Raw genomic sequence first — 18,163 nt, 5'->3', positions numbered from 1 at the left:
CACGCAGATGCGAGGCTAAGGCATCGAACGGAAGAACAGATTTGGCATCCCCCTTAGCACAGGTAACGCCCGTTCGCGCCAGACATCGCGCCAAAAAGATGGAACAGACCGTTTATTAAGCAGTATGTTGTGTCTTTCAATCGACACTTCCCCCGCCTGTCGGTTACACTACATACATGCAACAATCGCTCCGCTTTACGCCACTTCCGTCCTTTATGGTTCCAGCATGATCCGTCTGGAAAACGTTTCATGGCGGCGGGGCAAAAAGCAGAATGCGCTGGTATTGTCCGATCTTTCCTTCTCTATTCCGCAAGGGGGATTCCGCTGGCTTCTTGGCCCATCGGGCGCAGGTAAAAGCAGCCTGCTCAGCCTACTGCACCTTGAAACACTGCCCACGCAAGGGCGTATGCTGCTTTTGGGTAAACCTGTTTCCAAGGCGGAAAAGCGTGCGCATTTTGTGCGCCTGCGGCAGAGAATCGGCATGGTGCATCAGGATTACAAACTTATCCCCGGCTTGAGCGTGGCGGATAATGTGGCCCTGCCTTTGCGCCTGCAAAAACGCCCTGAAGATGAAATTCAGGATGAAATCCAAGCCATTCTTAAATGGGTAGGATTGGGTGAGCGCCTGCATGCCCCCGCATCCAGCCTTTCTGGCGGGGAGCAACAGCGCACAGCCATTGCCCGCGCCATTATCCACCGCCCCGGCCTGATTTTGGCAGATGAACCCACCAACGCGCTGGAAGAAAGCCAAGCCCACCGGTTGCTGGATATGTTTGCTGAACTCAGCGACATGGGTACCACCATGGTTGTGGCCACGCATAACGAGGCCCTGATACGCAGGCTGCAACGTCCTGCCCTCTATCTGGAACGTGGCAGACTGGTGCAGGATGAAGGGGCAGATATATGATTTTGCCCTTTTCTGGCCGCAAGGATGGCTTATCTGTTTCCGAAGCCCTACCAGACCGCAGCCTGTTTGCGCTTGTAGCCATGATGAGTTTTTTGGCAGCTTTAACCCTTGCTGGAGCAACAGGTGCGCGTGCGCTTTCTGCCCGCTGGGCCGGAGGTGCTGCCCAGCTTGTTACCGTGCAGGTGCCAGACCCAGATCAACCTCTTACCCCTGCCAGCAAAAAAGAACCCGCAGGCCCCACCCGCGCAGAAGCCGTTTTGGCAGACCTCAACACCTTGCCTCCCGGCTCGGTGATGCACCGTCTGGATAAAGAGGAACTGGCACGGCTTTTAGAACCTTGGTTGGGTGAAGCGGATAATTCGGCCCTTCCTCTGCCAGCCATTATCCGCATTCGTCTGCCAGACAATGCGCAGCTCCCTAAAGATCTGGAGCAAACCCTTACCGCGCATGTGCCTGGCACCATTGTTGAGCATAATGCAAGCTGGGGAGAACGTCTGAGGGCACTGGCAAACAGCCTTTTGGCCTGTGCGGGTTTGGCATTGCTAACCGTTGGTGGCATTGCCACGCTTGTAACCGGCCTTGCGACACGGGCAGGCCTTTCAACCCGGCGCGATATTATTAAAATCCTGCATGGGCTGGGTGCATCCGATGGCTATATTGCCGGTCGTTTTGCTTGGCGCACAGCTATGTTGGGGCTAGGTGGCAGCTTGGCAGGCACTGTTTTGGCTATGGTGCCTTTGCTGGTTCTGTTCAGAATGGCAGCACCTTTTGCCAATATCTCACTCCAGTCTGACACGCTGTTGCTGCCAGATTGGCACACTCTGCAAAGTGTTATTCCAACAGATATGCTGGTTGCCTTTGCTGCACTGCCCTTTGTTGCGGCCTTTATCTGCTGGGTTACAACACAAAGCATGGTACGCCTATGGCTACGGCGGCTCCCTTAATCCCTCACCACAAACCATCCGGGCCACGCCCTTCTGGCCCGATCATGCTTTTTGTGCGGCTTTTACTTCGGCTGGCATTGCTAGCCTGTTTTGCATTTGCTGGTGGATTTGGCTGGTTTGTAAATGATGCCCTGCGCCCCCCAAGCTATTTGCCCCATGCAGATGGCATTGTTGCGCTTACAGGTGGCGCGGGCCGCATTGATACATCGCTTAATCTGCTAGCGCGTAATCAGGGTGAAAGACTGCTGATTTCCGGCGTGGACACCCAGACCACACTGGGCGCACTTTTACCCTCCACCGCGCCTCCGGCTTTGGCAGAACGTATTACTCTTGGCTATCAGGCACGCTCCACCATTGGCAACGCAACGGAAACAGCCGTTTGGGTTGCTGATAACCATATTACTTCGCTCATTGTTGTTACAGCCAGTTACCACATGCGCCGCGCATTGCTGGAACTCAGCCGCACATTGCCTGATGTCACCCTGTACCCCTATCCGGTGTTGCCTCCAGCCATGGAACATCCTCTGCGTCGTTCATCTTTGCAGCTTCTGGCTTTGGAATATCTCAAATGGTTGGGCGCACTGGGCGGATTTACCTCTCCCAGCCTGAGCCGCACCCTCCATTCCTGAAAAATTTAACCCACTTTCAGGTTTTCTGCATGGTGGCGCAAATGGTCTGCTGCAAAACTTTGTACAAACCAATAGGAATGATCGTACCCCGCGTGCTGGCGTAGGTTCAATTTTTGCCCCACCTGTTCCGCCACCTGTTGCAAGTGCCACGGCTGAAGTTCGCGTTGCAGAAATTGGTCTGCCTTACCCTGATCAACCAGAATGGCATTGGGGTGTTTGTAGCCATCTTCCAACAAGCACACCGCATCATATGCCCGCCACATGGCCGGATCTGGCCCCAAATACGCGGTAAATACCTTTTTCCCCCATGGCACAGCCGCCGGATGCACAATAGGCGCAAAAGCGGATATGGATTTCCAGAAGGTCGGCGCACGCAAACCATGTATCAACGCACCATGCCCCCCCATGGAATGGCCCATAATGCCACGCCGCGCACTATCCAACGGTAACGCCTGCTCCACAATTTCTGGCAGTTCCTGCGCGATGTAACTGCCCATACGGTAATGTTTGCACCAAGGCGCTCGCGTGGCATCCAGATAAAAACCAGCGCCGGTGCCTAAATCCCAATCCTTATCTTCTTCCGGCACGCCTGCACCGCGTGGTGATGTATCCGGAGCCACCAATGCCAGCCCCAAATGCGCAGCCTCTGCCAGTGCGGTGGATTTGATCAGGAATGTTTCTTCCGTGCAGGTTAGCCCAGCCAGTGCATAGACAACCGGTACCTTCTGCCCCAGACATGCAGCGGGCGGCAAGAACACACCAAACCGGGCGGCAAGCCCCAGAGTATGGGAAAAGTGCTCATAAAACTGCACTTTACCACCGTGGCATTCATGCTCCTCACGCAGTTGCAAGCTGGTTGGTTGCGTATCCATTTCTGCCCTCCTGATCCTTCAAAAATCCGCACTCATGCTGAAAAATATGAAATAAATATCTGTATTGTTAAGAAACTCCTTTTTTCGTGCCATGTTGATATAGGTTCAGGCAAGAACGCTTTTGTGACACGCGAGGATTTGTGAATGATTGTTGACCAAAGGGTCGGGCTACGCATTATCGGAAAAGAAATTCTAGGTGTTATCCTGCTTATGGCAGGGTGGGATTTAATTGTAGTTGTGCTTTTTCAGGTGTTCCATCAGGAGTGGATGGAACAGCCCAGCCTGCCGGTTTCCCTTATTGGTTCTGCACTGGCGTTGTTCATGGGGTTCCGCAGCAACAGCGCCTATGCCCGCTGGTGGGAGGCCCGCACGTTGTGGGGCGCTATTACCAATAACTGCCGCTCCTTTGGCCGACAGGCGGGCACATTGCTGGGAGACCGGCATGATCTGATGTACGCCATTGCCGCCTACCCCCACGCCCTGCGCATGGCATTGGGAAAGGAAGATGCCTCGGCCGATATCCAGCGCCTGCTTCCGCCTTATATGCAGGATGCGATTGTTCATTATCGCAACAAGCCCAATGCTATTTTGTATCAGATTGGGCTGGGCGTTACGGAAGAAGTTAATAAAAAGGGCATTGATGGCGCGGTGCATGGACAGATTGACCGCATTTTGTCCGACATTGCCAACGCGCAGGGTGGTTTGGAGCGTATCCGCAATACGCCTTTGCCCATGCAGTTTTCAGCCCTGCCGCGCACATTGGTAAATATCTTTTGTATCGTGCTGCCCCTTTCCATGGTGCAGACGCTGGAATGGATTACGCCGCTGGGTTCATCACTGGTGGGCTGCCTGTTTCTGGTACTGGATAAAAGTGCGAATGACCTGCAGGAACCTTTTTCTGGCACACCGCATGCGCTGCCCATGGCAACAATGGCACGAAATATTGAAATTGACGTCACCCAGCCTACCGGAGACCCAACAGCCCCACCACTTGGCGCTGTAAACGGCGTACAATACTGAATAGCAGAACCGCAGTTTTCTCTTTTACAAGACAACGCTGCGGTTTTATGCTATAAGCTATAACTATGAACACGTTCAGAGCACCTCCTAAAGGCGGCGTGACAGACGCCATGGCACGCACCGCTGCAGCTGCTACGGCAGCCCAAGCAAAAACAAAAGTAAAGGATGAAGATCCTTTTGAGGAAGGCGATGCCATTGTCTATGCCGCCCATGGCGTGGGGCGGGTAGACCGGATAGGGGTTGATGAAATTGCCGGAACGAAGCTGGAAGTAATCCAGATTTCCTTCCCCGGCAACCAGATGACACTGCGCATCCCGCTCAGCAAGGCCCGTAAGGCTGGCCTGCGCAAAATTGTCTCGCGCGAGATTGTAGATAAGGCCATGGCCATTATCAAGGGTAAGCCGCATGTTAGCAAAGGCATGTGGGCCCGCCGCGCCGTGGCATATCAGGAAAAAATCAACTCGGGTGATTTGGTACAGATTGCCGAAGTGCTGCGTGATCTACGCCGCAACGTAGATAGCTTGGATGGCAGCTTTAGCGAACGCAAGCTGTTTGAAGCCGCGCAGGAACGTTTTGTGGCCGAAGTGGCCGTTTTGGAAAAGAAAGACCCGACTGAAGTTCTGGAATCCCTGACAGCAGTTATGAAAGCTGCCTGAACCTTTTACATTCCGTTACTTTAGACATTCAGGTTCATCGCCCGGCATGATACACTATCGTGTCGGGTTTTTTCTTGCCTACACATTGCCTGCCTCGTGTTATTCATTCATCTGTTTTAAACGATACCTAATGCCATCATGAATACTCCTGCTGCTTCTGCCCCTACCCTGCCCGATCAACTGACGTTGCGGCGCGCGCGTACAGAAATTATTGCGGGCCACTTCAACGCAATGCTTGCTGTTCTGGAACCATTGAGCACCAGCAATAATGATCTGGCCAAAACCCTGTATGCATATTGCCTTGCAGGCACTAACCAGCCGGAAGAAGCCGCAGAAATTCTATGCGATATTGCATCCCGCCATGCTGGCACGGAGCATCCGCTACAGGCACTGAGTGATCTGCTGGCAGAACTGGACAAACGCCCCTTAGCCGAAGCTGTATGCCGTGCTGCTCTGGAGCGCACGCCGCAGGATGCCCGTATTTATGATATTCTGGGCAATTTGCTGGTGCAATGCGGACAGTTTGATGAAGCTATCAGCCTGTTACGCCATGCTGTTGACCTACGGCCCAACAGCATGCACTCCCACAACCTGCTGGCCATGGCGCTTCTTGAACAAGGCCGTTTTGATGAAGCTTTGGCACACCTCCAAAATGTTTTGGAAACGCAGCCAGATCATGCAGGCACACTTTCAAACATCGGATGTATGCTGGCAGGCAAAGGGCGGCTGGATGAAGCGCTGGATTACTATCGGCGTGCCATTTCTCTGCGTCCTACGGAACCGCAAATCCGCCTGAACCACTCCATTACACTGCTTAAAGCCGGGCGTTATGCACAAGGTTGGGCAGAACATGAATGGCGCTTGCGCCTGCCCGGCCATACCAGCCTGCCGCCAAGCACTCTTATGCCTTCGCTTGGGCCGAATACGGATATCCGGGGGAAGCGTATCCTGATTACGCAGGAAGAAGGGCTTGGAGATACTTTAATGTATCTGCGTTACATCAAGCCACTTTCAGACCGGGGGGCCATCCCACATTTATGGGTACCAGAAACACTGGGCGAACTCTGTAATCGGATTGTTGGTGCGCAAATTGTGCAGGTAGGTGGCACTACCCCGCCGTTTGATTGGCATTGCCCGTTTATCAGCCTGCCCCGCGTTTTTTCTGCCACGCCAGATGCCATGGGTGCGCCCGTGCCCTATTTGCGGGCAGACACCATAAAAGTGCGCGAACTGGCAAAATTTCTGCCTGAAAATGATAACCTGAATGTGGGGCTGGTATGGGGCGGTGCACCACGGCCCAATACAATTTCAGCCCATATTGTAGACCGCAGGCGCTCCATAAACCTGCACACACTCTCTCCATTGGGAGATGTGGAAGGCGTTAATCTCATCAGCTTGCAAAAAGGCCCTTATGCCGAGCAGATGAATGACCCACCGCCCAACATGGTATTGTATGACCCCACACATCTCCTCCACAATATGGATGATACAGCGGCCTTCATCATGTCTTTGGATGTTGTGGTCACGGTAGATACCTCTGTGGTGCATCTGGCTGGCGGATTAGGTAAGCCGGTTTTGCTGATGGATCGGTATGATAACTGCTGGCGCTGGCTGAGTGGGCGCACAGATAGCCCATGGTACCCTACGTTGCAGATTATTCGCCAGACCACCCCGCGAAAGTGGGATGATGTGGTGGAACGTGTTGCGCAGGTTCTAACCATTCTGGCACAGCACAAAAAATAATTTCTTTTATGCACAGCAAATAAAAAGGGCTGCCTGAAAATATATCAGGCAGCCCTTTTTAGCTTTTATTACAAATACAACCAGATTAACCAGATATTGCGCTGGCCTTTGCTGGAGCACTCTGCATTTTGGCAGGGCTGCCACCGCCAATCACTTCAAACACACCCAAAGCGCGACGAACACGCCCATCAGGCAGCAGCGTAAACGGACCATTGACGCCAGAGAACCCTTCAGACCGCGTAAGTGCGCTGGCCGGATACCCAGAAGCACCACTCTGCGCCACGGTTTTGGCCACATTGGCAGCATCGTAAGACAAATCGGCCAATGGCTTGGGCATATGGTGGTTAACCGCCATAAAACGCGTAACAAAAGCCTGGCGAGACGTAGGATCTGGCGCGGCATACCATGCGCCTTTAATGGCCCCCAGCTTAGTGGCAAAAGCAGCCCACAGGCCCGGCCCCATAATACGCACGGATGGCAGGCTGATCTGGGTTTCGTTCAACGCCACAATCACGTTTCTCAGATTCAGGCCGGTATCACCCAGCAGTAGCGCATCAAAAGGTGGCGCTTCTAACTTGGGAGTCTCTGCCTTGGGCGTATCTGTTGGCGCTGCTGGTGCGCTACCATCTGTGCCCAATGCTGCCGCCAGATTAGAAGGCAGCTTGTCTGCCGTTTTGGCGGCATCTGCATCTGGCGTGTAAGGCGCTGGCTCACTACTGTTGCCTTTTGCAGCCTGCAAACGCGTATCGTAATTGGAAATATCACGCAGGCTTTGCGAAATACTGGCCGCCGTGCCGGAGTGATACACAATTGTGGGCTCTGGCAAACCCTGATCATGGCAAGCAGACTGCAAGCCATTCCCCAGCGCATGGCCTAGCGGGTTGTTGGGCAAAAGCGCCGCAAACTTACGCCGCCCATCCTGGCGTGCCTGTTCTACCAGACGCTGCACCTGATCTTCTGGCGTGATACCCATAATCCACACACCAGAACGAGCCTGAGAAATATCACTGGTGAACGCCAGAACCGGAATACCGGCAGACTGTGCGGCGGGTGCCGCAACTGCGGTATCACCACTGGTAAGCGGGCCAAGCAGCAGGCCATCCCCGGCACTTACAGCAGCAGTAGCCGCGCCAGATGCCCCACCGGCTGCGGCTGTATCATGCACATCTAACTGCAACCCTGTTGGGTCCGTAGGTGCTGTGTTGCCAACTGCAAGCTGCGCACCCGCCAGCAGTTCGTGCCCCAGCCCGGCATTTGGGCCACTAAGAGGCAGCAGAACCCCAATTTTGTGGCTGGCTACAGGCTTAGAAACCCCACCACCAGCAGAGGGAGATTGGTCTGCACAGCCAGCCAAAGCCATGCCGGTTATGCCCAAAGCAGCCAGACCGGCCTTGCGCCATGTCTGTTTTCCCGCCAGACCTTGGCCGGAAAGTCCAGACAGGAGCGAACATGCACGCGTCATCATCAAGATCGTCCTCCACAAACAACCGGCCTGATGAACACCGCGACCGGACTTCCCCCCTCCATAGCGAAGGAAAGCCGCCAAGTCATGCGCCTTCTTGCCCCGGTCTTACGTTGGTTGCCACCCCCATTGGCAATCTGGGAGACTTCAGCCCGCGTGGTGCCGAAGCACTGGCCAGTGCAGACCTGATTCTATGTGAAGATACACGCACCACCGCCCGGCTGCTAACAGAACGCAGTATTTCTGCCCGCACCGAAGCACTGCATGAACATAATGAGCGCCAGCGTATTCCCGGCCTGATTGCCCGCTTGCAAGATGGCGCCAACATTGCGCTGGTTTCTGATGCCGGCATGCCCCTGCTATCAGACCCCGGCTTCCGCCTTGTGCGCGCTGCCATAGAAGCCAATGTGCCCGTTACAGTCGTACCCGGCCCAAACGCTGCATTAACAGCACTTGTACTTTCTGGCCTGCCACCACATCCGTTTATGTTTATTGGCTTTCCGCCGCCGCGCTCATCAGCCCGCAAGGAAAGTTTTGCCAAGCTACATGCGGCGGAACGTGCGGGCCTGAGCGCAACCCTAATCTGGCACGAGGCCCCGCATAGGCTGGCTGAAACTTTGGCTGATATGGCGGAAATTTTTGGCCCCACACGCCCCTGTGCTGTAGCGCGAGAACTGACCAAAAAATTTGAGGAAGTGCGGCGTGATACTGTGGGTGACCTAGCTGCCTTTTACGCCACCACACCCCCGCGCGGAGAAATAACCGTGCTCCTTGGCCCAGCCGAGCCGGAGCAGACATCTGAAGATGATCTGGACACCACCTTGCGTAGCCTGTTGGAAACACATTCTGTTAAGGATGCCGCAGCACTGGCGGCAACAGCAGCGGGTTTGCCAAAGCGCACCGTTTATACGCGCGCTCTGGAACTGGCTGCCGAAATTAAAGCTGCAAAAAGCTAAAACCTACACAGCACGAAACTGCGCTGCGGCTTCCCCCGCAGCGTGGCCGCTGGCCCATGCCCAGTGGAAGTTATAGCCGCCCAGCCAGCCCGTAACATCCACGGCTTCACCCACCATAAACAGGCCGGGCACAGCTTCTACCTGCATGGTGCGAGAAGACAGTGCGCGTGTATCCACCCCGCCACGCGTCACCTCTGCTTTGGCAAAGCCTTCTGTGCCTGTGGGGTAAAGTTGCATGTTCTGCACACGCTGCGCCAAGGCCTGAATATCTTTATCGGCCCATTCCGCCATAGGCCGCTCAGATGCCTTTTGCGCTGCCAAGGCAGCGGCCAAACGCTGCGGCAGCCATCTGGCCAAAGCTGCTGGTGCCTTGGCTTTGGAACCAGCTTTTTTCAGCCCCATCAGCAAGGCTGCCAAATTCTGCTCCGGCAGCATATCCACCTTTACAGCCTGCCCCGCCTGCCAATAGGAAGAAATCTGCAACAAGGCTGGGCCAGAAAGCCCCCGATGCGTAAACAGCAAAGCTTCATCAAAAGCTGTTTTGCCACACGTCACACGCACGGGCAGAGAAACACCAGCCAGCGTTTTCAACCACCCATCCTGCGGCTGATCAAACACCAGTGGTACAAGGGCCGGCTCTGGTTTGATAACGGGCACATCAAATTGCCGCGCCACATCATACGCAAAGCTGCTAGCCCCCAATTTGGGAATGGAAAGCCCACCCGTAGCCAAGATAACGGCTTTTGGCTGAAACTCACCGGCAGAGCTTTCTACCCGAAAGGCATCACCAGAGCGGCTGACGTGGCGAATGCGTGTATCTGTAAGAATACGCACGCCTGCTGCGCCACATTCTGCCAACAGCATGGAAACAATATCCCGCGCTGAATGATCGCAAAAAAGCTGGCCCAGCTTTTTCTCGTGCCATGCAATGGCATGTTTGGCCAACAAAGCCAGAAAATCTTCCGGCTTATAGCGGCTGAGCGCTGATTTTACAAAATGCCGGTTGGCAGACAAAAACCGGTCTGCCCGTATTTCTGTATTGGTGAAATTACAGCGCCCACCACCGGAAATAAGGATTTTGCGCCCCACTTCCGGCCCGTGTTCCACCACAACAACGCTGCACCCATGCTGGCCTGCCGTTATGGCAGCCATAAGCCCTGCGGCACCGCCGCCAATAACCAGCACATCTGGCGCGTGCCACGCCGTTTGGTGTTTCAAAAGATCAGAAATCCAGATTGGTGTAATATTCAGGCGGCGTTATGCCAGAAACCCGATCTGCCAGAAGCGGACGGAAACAGGGGCGAGACTTCATGCGTGCGTACCAGTCCCGCACAGCTGGCACCTTGCTCCAATCAATATCGCCAATAAAATCCAGGCAGGACAGATGCCCAGCGGCCGTAAAATCTGCCAGAGACAGAAAATTACCAGCAAGCCAGTTCCGGTTTTCTGCCAGATCATTCACGTATTTCATAAGCGGGCGCATGGCGGCATAGGCCTCACGCAGCGCGGTGCCATCTGGGTTGCCGCGGCCGCTTAGGCGCTTCATCACCCGCTCATCAATAAATCGGCCAGAAACTTCGCGCGCAAACAGCGTATCAAACCACGCCATTACGCGGCGCACTTCCACACGTTCTGCCAGCGTACGCCCCAGCAGCGGCGTATCGGAATATGCTTCTTCCAGATATTCGCAGATCACATACGAATCCGGCACAATCAGCCCATTATCTTCCACCAGAACCGGCACATCACCTGCTGGGTTCATGGCCAAAAATTCGGGCCGGTGTTCCCATGCCCGTTCAATAATGGCCTCAAACGGCAGGCGCTTTTCCGCCAGTACAAGCCGAACAGTACGGCTGGCAGGAGAGAGGGGAAAATGAAAGAGGGTACGCATACCCGATGATTTATGCCATTGCCTGCCCCAACGCCAGAGGGAAAACAGCATGAAAGCACATCAAATTCCCACCATCCCCTTGCCTTCATGCATCCAATGCGTAACAGACACTTCCCAACTGCACTGTAACGCCATTATCCTGTGCATCTGTTATTCCTGATCTTTATTTCGAGAGCGGCTGTTCTTGTCCGGCACACATCCCCCACTCCCCCGTATCCGTATGTCCGGGCGCTCTTTTCTGGCGCTCACCCTCACGCCGGAAGCCCCGCTGGAAGATTGGCTGGTGGCGCTGGATCATCAGATCACGCGGTCTGTTGGCTTTTTTGCTGGCAAACCTGTTATTCTTGATCTGAGCATGATGCAGGCCGATACACCCAACCTTGCCTTTTTGCTGCCTGCACTCAAAGAACGTGGCATACGTGTGCTGGGCATAGAAAACGGTGATCGCTCATGGCCTGCCGTAGCAGATTGGGAATGGCCTGAAAGCCCGGTGGGGGGTCGCTCTTCGGGCCCAATTACCGCACCAGAAGAAGAACCCGAAGGCCCACCCCCCCCCACAACCCTGCTGATAGAAGACCCCGTACGCTCCGGCCAGCATATTGTCTGGCCAGATGGCGATGTGATTATTCTGGGGGCTGTGGCCTCTGGGGCGGAAGTTTCTGCCGGGGGGTCTATCCATATTTATGGCGCCTTACGCGGGCGGGCCATTGCGGGTATCGGTGGGCACGGCAATGCCCGGATTTACACCCGCAATCTGGCCGCCGAACTTGTGGCCATAGATGGATTCTATGCCACGGCGGAAGAAATGGACCCCGCCTGCACAGAAAAGCCCGCACAGGTTCTGCTTTCGGGGGAAGCACTTTTGTTCCGTCCGCTGCCGTAAGAAAATAAATAAAAAGAAAACTAAGACTAAATAGATATTGGCAGTTTTCTTTTTAGGTGCAGCTTGTCATGTTATCGCCATACAAGGTCATCATGGCTTCATCCGTATGACCCCGCAGAGATATAAAAAGGAATACTGATGGCAAAGGTTCTGGTCGTCACGTCAGGCAAGGGTGGTGTGGGTAAAACCACAACCTCCGCAGCCTTGGGAGCCGCACTGGCCAAAACCGGCCAGAAAGTCGTGCTGGTAGATTTTGACGTCGGGCTGCGTAATCTTGATCTGGTTATGGGGGCGGAACGCCGCGTGGTGTTTGACCTGATTAACGTTATTCAGGGTGACGCCAATCTGGCGCAGGCGCTTATCAAGGATAAGCGGATTGATACCCTCTCCCTTCTACCTGCCTCCCAGACGCGGGATAAAGATGCCCTGACCACAGAGGGCGTTGCCAAGGTTATTGAAGAACTTCGTAAAAAGTTTGACTGGGTTATCTGTGATAGCCCCGCCGGTATTGAGCGTGGCGCACAAATGGCCATGCACCATGCTGATATGGCTGTTATTGTCACCAACCCGGAAGTTTCCTCTGTGCGAGACAGTGACCGCATGATCGGGATGCTGGATAGCACAACGGAAAAGGCCAAAAGCGGCAAGAAAATTGATAAGCACCTGCTACTGACACGTTATGACCCGCAGCGCGCCGCACGCGGTGACATGCTGGCTACGGATGATGTGCTTGAAATTCTTTCCATTCCACTGCTTGGCATTATTCCAGAAAGCCCGGATGTTCTGAAAGCATCCAACGTGGGCGCCCCTGTTACGATTGCCGAACCGGAAAGCGCTCCAGCCCGCGCCTATGCAGAAGCAGCGCGCCGCTTGTTGGGTGAAAAAGTGGAAGTTACCATTCCAACTGAACGCAAAGGCCTGTTTGACTGGCTGTTCAAACGGAGAGTCTCATGACCTTCCTCTCCAACCTCTTTAAACGCCGCTCCTCCGCCCCTGTTGCGCGGGATCGGTTGCAGATTTTGCTGGCGCATGAACGCATCAGTGTAGGTGACGGCAAGGATGACCTGCTGGCTCAGCTACACCGCGAGATCATGGAAGTTATTAAACGGCACGTTGCGGTTGATCAGGACAAGGTTCAGATCAAGCTGGATCGTGGCGCGCATTGTTCCATGCTGGAAATTGATGTGGAAGTTCCGGGCCTGTCAGACAAAGACAAAGCGGATAACAAAGCCAAAACTGCGGCATCTGGCAAACCTCCGGCTGGTGGCAAAACCAAACCAGCCTAAACCTGCCTGACTGCGGGGCTTTGCGCCGCACACAGATACACAAGCCTGACCGACCCTTTCCGGTCTGGCAGGCTTGTGTATTTTTACTTCAAATTCAAACTGTTACCGGCTGTTCTTCTGGCAGCAAAGGTTCCAGCCATTCTCTAGCTTGCAGAAAATCACGCTGCAATGCATCTGTTGCGGCCTCAACATCGCGCTTTTCAAACGCGGCCAGAATTTGCAGATGCGGGTGGTTTGGGTCTGCTGGGCTCATTGTAGGCAAGCTGTTAGCTGCTGCATAAATTGGCCCCATACGTGCCCACAACCCGCGAATAATCCCTACCGTAAACAACAAGCGGGAAAAACCTGCTGCCGTGCTATGGAAAATAGCATTGGCCACAGCGGTCTTATGTGGGTCTGCGTTTTCATATGCCACAATAAAGTCCCGATGCTTTTCGCGCAGCACCGCAATCTGTTCTTGGGTAATGTGCGTAACCAGATCTCGGGTAAGACGGCCCTCCAGATCTCCCCGCACACCATGAATTTCTAAAAACAGTGCGCGCGTGGTGGTCGGCACACGGGCTGTATTGCGTTCATCCAGTTCCAGCGCCTGTTCTGAAACCAAGCGCAACAGCGCCTCGCGCACTGGAGTGGGGCTTAACTCCAATGAAGCCGCAAGCGGGCGCAAAACCAAGCGCTCACCACCTTGATAATGACAGTAAATCAGCCTGTCGCGTATCTGCTGGTAAGCATAGGCTGCAAGGGCACCTCGTGCTTCGCCCCGCCCTTCGGGTCGCAGGTTTTTCCACGCCTGTGGTGTTTGTATGATTGTCATTATGCGTGTGTCATCTGCCTGTTAAGAAACTGCCGATACGGGCCATCCTGCTGTTCAAGCTGCGCAGGAGAACCATCCTCGATAATCCTGCCTTCCTGCATCACAACGATTCTGTCAAAGTTTTGTAAGGTGGAAAGCCGGTGCGCCACAGCAATAACCGTGCGCCCAACCATCAGCCTGTCTAGTGCTTGCTGTACGTGTTGTTCGCTTTCCGTGTCCAGCGCGCTTGTGGCTTCATCTAAAATAAGAATAGGGGCATTGCGTAAAAAGGCGCGTGCAATGGCAATACGCTGGCGCTGCCCGCCAGACAGTTTTACGCCCCTATCTCCTACAATGGTAGCAAATCCTTCAGACAATTCGTCGATAAATGCGGCACACCCGGCAGCGGCTGCTGCGGCACGCACTTCTGCATCTGTGGCATCTGGCCTGCCGTAGCGAATATTTTCCATAACAGAGCGATGCAACAAGGAGACATCCTGCGGCACAATGGAAAGGCAGGCCCGCAGTGCATCTTCTGTAAGATCGCGAATATCCTGCCCGTCTATCAACACACTGCCAGACTGCACAAAGCGCATGCGCTGCAACAGGGCCAGCACCGTGCTTTTGCCTGAGCCCGAACGCCCCACCAACCCTACGCGGGTGCCTGCCTGAATATGCAGGTTGAAGTGATCCAGCACTGCGGCGCCACCAGGATACGCAAACACCACATCCCGAAACTGCACATCGCCCAACACTGGGCCTTTCATCGGCACGGCATTTTCAGCATCTGGCATATCATGCGGCACAAGTAGCGAGGAAAGCACTTCGGACAACCGTGCGTTATGCTGGATGGTTTCCACCATAGACAAAGCCAGATCCCGCGTGCCGTGCAGAATGGCAAAGCCCAACGTAATAATCATGACCACCTGCCCAACGGTTGCCTGCTGCCATTGCCACAGCAACACGGCCCAAATGAGCAAACCCGTAGTGAGCACCGCAGTCAGCAACGCATGGATCATGCGCAGCTTTTCCATGTAACGCAGAGACTTCAGGCGTTCGCCCATTTCCCGTTGCGTGAGGGCATTAAAACGCTCGCGCTCACGGTTGCGCATGCCAAAGGCCCGCACCAGTGCAATGTTGCCCATAACATCCAGCGTTTCACCTTCCAGCCCGGCGGCGGCTGCTGCGTAATCTCCGTGCAGAGTGCGGCCCCTTACGGCCAGACGGAACATCAGCAAACATAGCCCAATGGCCAGCACTACTGTCACGCTGCCCATAATGGTGCTGACAGACAACATCAGCACAACAGAAAGCAGAACATTCAGACTAGGGGGCAATACGCTCCATGCCAGCAAGTTTTCTATGGTGAAACTCACATTGCCAGCGGTAGCGATACGTGCAGCAAGCGATGTGGGCATACGGTCTGCAAAATAGGCGGGAGAATGGCCTGTTAGAAAACGGAACAGATCCTGCCGGATATCCCCCGTAACCGCTACAAAAGTGCGGGCAGCAAACCACCCGGCAATACGCCACGAGATATTGTCTGCCACAACCAGGCCAATCAGCACCCCAACGGCAGACCATACGGCCATAACATCCCCTGTAGGGGATGTGCCTGTCATGAGATCCACCAGGCGGCGGATACCGTTAGATGAAAGCACGATACAGCCAATAGCCAACCCAACAGAGCCAAATACCAACGCATGCCCCACAGGCCTATGCCGCATGTAACGCACTAAAAACGCCACGGGCCGCCCGGCATAGTGTGGCAGTTCCTCATCCGGCACCGTTATAATGGGCTCAGCAGAAAAAGCTTGCTGCTGAGCGCTGTGTGGCCAAGCCTGACTGTGTTTTTCTTTTTCCGCCGACACTGTGTTTGCTTTCGTTACTGATTTGGCAGAACCACTTGCCCTGCCCAGCTAAGTTTAAATTCAAGACACCAAAATGTGCTGTGCGGCGCGAACACGGCGGCATAATGGCAAATTATGATGCAAAGTACTGCAATTACGGGGAAATTTTCGCACCCTTTTACGTCGCCAATCAAAAACAGCCTCAAGAAATGACGTAAATTCTTGTTATAACAATAAAAATTCCGTGATGAGTGGAACTTTTGTAAGCGCACTTTTCTTCACTTTTTGTGCTGTGTATATAGCATTTTATCGTCAAAACTGCTTACGTCATTTTTAATTCATACTGTTTTTCATTCTGCTTCCACCGCAAAAAAATAATCGTCTATTTCCTTGATATTAAAGAATTATATTTATTCCATTCCATTATGGAACCAATACGTTTTGCTGTTTACGCAGCAGTGTAGAATGGGGTTTTTTCTACCAATGCGTTCGGTTTTGCTGCATCGTTGCCCTCTTGGCTTACAAAGCTGCTGCCTTTTTACGCCGTATTGACGGCAGGAAATCTGATCCACAGTAAGAGAGAGCAGGTTTTTAGGGGAGCACAGTTGTATGGCATCGGGAAAAAAGGCGCTGGTTGCCACGGTTATGGCCGCATCGGTTGCTGGTTCGCCTGCCATGCTGCCCAAAGCTGCTCTGGCTGATGATTATAGCGATCTGCTGGATGTGCTGCGCGCCAAAGGCAGCCTAACCAAGCATGAATACGATACGCTGCTCGCCAAACACGTGCGCCACGCCGCTCCAGCACAAACCGAGCGTGCATCTTCAGGCGGCAGAGGTGGTTCAGGCTCTGGCCGCACGGCAGCGGCTTCGGGCACACGGCACCGCATGGTGGCCCATGCCGGGCATGGGGCTGGCGGTGATGAATACGAACCCGGCATCAAGTTTGACCCCGGTGCAGAAGATTCCGGCATGCGGGCCGAAAGTGCCGCAGAACGCGCAGAAGCCAGCGCCCGTTCTGCCGAAGAAGCTGCCAAATCCCTTAAAGGCGACGATGTGGTGCGGGTGGCAAAATACGTGCCCGGCAAAGGGCTTACCTTTATGGCGGGCCCCATCAACATCAACCTTTCTGGCTTTGTGAACGGCTTTTACACCTACAACAGCCCCGCTGGCGGGCAAGCCGTGGCTGGGGGTGTTTCCACCGGTTCCAGCGGGTTTGATTCTTCTGCTGTGCGTAACGGTCTGCTCCCTGCTGGCTTTGTGCTCAAGCTTAGCACCGTGCAGCGCGGTATGGATATTTCTGCCGTTCTGGGCATGTATCCGGGTATTGATAACGCCAAAAACGGGGCCTTTAACGCCAACACAGGCGGCAGCCCCGTTGGGCTTGGCACTGCTGGTATCGATCTGCGTCAGGTTTACGTTACGTTTGGCAACAAGAATATCGGCACATTCAAAGTCGGGCGTGATCTGGCGCTGTTTGGCTCCGACGCTATTCTGAACGATGCCACGCTGCTCAGCGTCGGTGCTTCCGGCAACAACGCAGCTCCGGGCAACACATCTCTGGGCCGCATTGGTGTGGGTTATGTGTACGCAGACTGGATTCCGCAGATTTCCTACGCCTCACCCACCATTCACGGTTTTCAAGGCACTGTCGGTATCTTCCAACCGCTGGATGAATTTAATTTTGCCGGGGGCGATCTGTCTGCCTCATCCGAGCATCACTCCTCCCCCATGGTGCAGGGCAAGGTTACGTATGATTTCAAGGTTGGCGAGGTGCAGACACGCATCTGGGCCAGCTTCCTGATTCAGCATCAGCAGGGCCTGCAAAGCACTTTGCTGAATACAGACAGCCGCAAGGGCGCAATGGCAGAAGCGGGCGATATTGGCACCAAAGTTACCTATGGTCCGCTTGAAGGTGTCGCCTACTACTATCGCGGCAGCGGCTTGGGTACCACCGGGCTGTTCTTTGATGGCGTGGGGCAAAATGGCCGCAAACGTGCATCCGAAGGGTATTACGTGCAGGGGGCCTACCACGTTACCAAAAGGCTCAAGCTGGTGGGCAGTTACGGCGTAAGCAACCTGTATCAGGCTCCGGGAGAAAACAGCCCTACCCTTGTGCGGCGCAACCAGTCTGAAGTTGGGGCTGTTTTTTACAAGCTGACAGATTGGCTGAATCTGGTGGGTGAATACACTCATACATCGTCTGCCGCCCACGGCCCTTACAAGGAAAGCGACAACACGGCTGCTGGTGGTGTGATTCTTCTATTCTAGAAA

General features: G+C 54.3%; 17 protein-coding genes. 11 read left to right on the top strand and 6 right to left on the bottom strand.

Features of this window, described 5'->3' with window-relative positions:
- The first annotated feature begins 124 nt into the window (after positions 1–124).
- From FKW31_RS05760 to FKW31_RS05750, 3 genes are read left to right on the top strand one after another with little or no spacing between them, the layout of a single operon-like run.
- Positions 125–907 carry a cell division ATP-binding protein FtsE gene (locus FKW31_RS05760; RefSeq protein ID WP_082823138.1) on the top strand — a complete coding sequence of 261 codons (783 nt, stop codon included), beginning with the start codon at positions 125–127 and terminating at the stop codon, positions 905–907.
- On the top strand, positions 904–1,851 hold the full coding sequence (locus FKW31_RS05755) for an ABC transporter permease (protein ID WP_150178036.1): 948 nt from the start codon (positions 904–906) through the stop codon (positions 1,849–1,851). Before FKW31_RS05760 ends, FKW31_RS05755 begins: the two co-directional genes overlap by 4 nt.
- A 44-nt stretch (positions 1,852–1,895) precedes the next feature.
- Positions 1,896–2,480, top strand: a complete 585-nt coding sequence (locus FKW31_RS05750) for a YdcF family protein (RefSeq protein ID WP_150178061.1) — start codon at positions 1,896–1,898, stop codon at positions 2,478–2,480.
- Between the two features lie 5 nt (positions 2,481–2,485).
- On the opposite strand, the gene fghA is transcribed toward FKW31_RS05750, so the two are convergent.
- On the bottom strand, positions 2,486–3,352 hold the full coding sequence (fghA, locus tag FKW31_RS05745; protein ID WP_150178035.1) for an S-formylglutathione hydrolase: 867 nt from the start codon (positions 3,350–3,352) through the stop codon (positions 2,486–2,488).
- A 144-nt stretch (positions 3,353–3,496) separates the two neighbouring features.
- Here fghA and FKW31_RS05740 point away from each other — a divergent pair, with 144 nt between their 5' ends.
- The 3 genes from FKW31_RS05740 (at position 3,497) to FKW31_RS05730 (ending at position 6,771) form a co-directional block, all read left to right on the top strand.
- The gene (locus tag FKW31_RS05740) at positions 3,497–4,372 is read left to right on the top strand and encodes a bestrophin family protein (protein ID WP_006115982.1); all 876 of its coding nucleotides are present in this window, start codon (positions 3,497–3,499) and stop codon (positions 4,370–4,372) included.
- Positions 4,373–4,437: 65 nt separating this feature from the next.
- The gene (locus FKW31_RS05735) at positions 4,438–5,028 is read left to right on the top strand and encodes a CarD family transcriptional regulator (RefSeq protein WP_006115983.1); all 591 of its coding nucleotides are present in this window, start codon (positions 4,438–4,440) and stop codon (positions 5,026–5,028) included.
- A gap of 138 nt (positions 5,029–5,166) precedes the next feature.
- Positions 5,167–6,771, top strand: a complete 1,605-nt coding sequence (locus FKW31_RS05730; RefSeq protein WP_150178034.1) for a tetratricopeptide repeat protein — start codon at positions 5,167–5,169, stop codon at positions 6,769–6,771.
- An 85-nt stretch (positions 6,772–6,856) separates the two neighbouring features.
- On the opposite strand, the gene FKW31_RS05725 is transcribed toward FKW31_RS05730, so the two are convergent.
- A complete protein-coding gene (locus FKW31_RS05725) occupies positions 6,857–8,233 on the bottom strand; it encodes a penicillin-binding protein activator (protein WP_150178060.1) in 1,377 nt (458 codons plus the stop codon).
- On the opposite strand from FKW31_RS05725, the gene rsmI reads away from it, so the two are divergent.
- Positions 8,221–9,189: a 16S rRNA (cytidine(1402)-2'-O)-methyltransferase gene (gene rsmI, locus FKW31_RS05720; RefSeq protein ID WP_035351545.1), complete on the top strand. Its 969-nt coding sequence runs from the start codon at positions 8,221–8,223 to the stop codon at positions 9,187–9,189. The two genes, FKW31_RS05725 and rsmI, sit on opposite strands and share 13 nt — an antisense overlap.
- A 3-nt stretch (positions 9,190–9,192) precedes the next feature.
- Here the strand turns inward: rsmI and FKW31_RS05715 are convergent, their stop codons facing one another.
- Together FKW31_RS05715 and FKW31_RS05710 are read right to left on the bottom strand one after the other, a co-directional pair.
- Entirely contained in the window at positions 9,193–10,407 is a 1,215-nt protein-coding gene (locus FKW31_RS05715) for an NAD(P)/FAD-dependent oxidoreductase (RefSeq protein WP_150178033.1), read from the bottom strand.
- A 4-nt stretch (positions 10,408–10,411) separates the two neighbouring features.
- Positions 10,412–11,080 (bottom strand): glutathione S-transferase family protein, encoded by a 669-nt coding sequence (locus FKW31_RS05710; protein WP_003628165.1) that lies wholly within the window; start codon positions 11,078–11,080, stop codon positions 10,412–10,414.
- Between the two features lie 184 nt (positions 11,081–11,264).
- Between FKW31_RS05710 and minC the strand changes: the two genes are divergently transcribed.
- The 3 genes from minC (at position 11,265) to minE (ending at position 13,249) form a co-directional block, all read left to right on the top strand.
- A complete protein-coding gene (gene minC, locus FKW31_RS05705) occupies positions 11,265–11,963 on the top strand; it encodes a septum site-determining protein MinC (RefSeq protein WP_150178032.1) in 699 nt (232 codons plus the stop codon).
- Positions 11,964–12,101: 138 nt separating this feature from the next.
- Positions 12,102–12,917 (top strand): septum site-determining protein MinD, encoded by an 816-nt coding sequence (minD, locus tag FKW31_RS05700; protein ID WP_006115989.1) that lies wholly within the window; start codon positions 12,102–12,104, stop codon positions 12,915–12,917.
- Positions 12,914–13,249 (top strand): cell division topological specificity factor MinE, encoded by a 336-nt coding sequence (gene minE / locus FKW31_RS05695; RefSeq protein ID WP_089178859.1) that lies wholly within the window; start codon positions 12,914–12,916, stop codon positions 13,247–13,249. Before minD ends, minE begins: the two co-directional genes overlap by 4 nt.
- Before the next feature lie 94 nt (positions 13,250–13,343).
- Here minE and FKW31_RS05690 read toward each other — a convergent pair whose 3' ends face one another.
- Both FKW31_RS05690 and FKW31_RS05685 read right to left on the bottom strand, forming a co-directional pair.
- On the bottom strand, positions 13,344–14,063 hold the full coding sequence (locus FKW31_RS05690; RefSeq protein ID WP_006115991.1) for a GntR family transcriptional regulator: 720 nt from the start codon (positions 14,061–14,063) through the stop codon (positions 13,344–13,346).
- Positions 14,063–15,913: an ABC transporter ATP-binding protein gene (locus FKW31_RS05685; RefSeq protein WP_150178031.1), complete on the bottom strand. Its 1,851-nt coding sequence runs from the start codon at positions 15,911–15,913 to the stop codon at positions 14,063–14,065. Before FKW31_RS05685 ends, FKW31_RS05690 begins: the two co-directional genes overlap by 1 nt.
- A gap of 588 nt (positions 15,914–16,501) precedes the next feature.
- Between FKW31_RS05685 and FKW31_RS05680 the strand changes: the two genes are divergently transcribed.
- Entirely contained in the window at positions 16,502–18,160 is a 1,659-nt protein-coding gene (locus tag FKW31_RS05680; protein WP_063353887.1) for a hypothetical protein, read from the top strand.
- Positions 18,161–18,163 lie beyond the last annotated feature (3 nt).

Origin of the sequence: Acetobacter sp. DmW_136 (assembly GCF_008690365.1) — a bacterium.
Classification (GTDB): domain Bacteria; phylum Pseudomonadota; class Alphaproteobacteria; order Acetobacterales; family Acetobacteraceae; genus Acetobacter; species Acetobacter oryzifermentans.
Note: the sequence above shows the minus strand (reverse complement) of the source record. Positions and strands in the feature narration are given on the sequence as shown.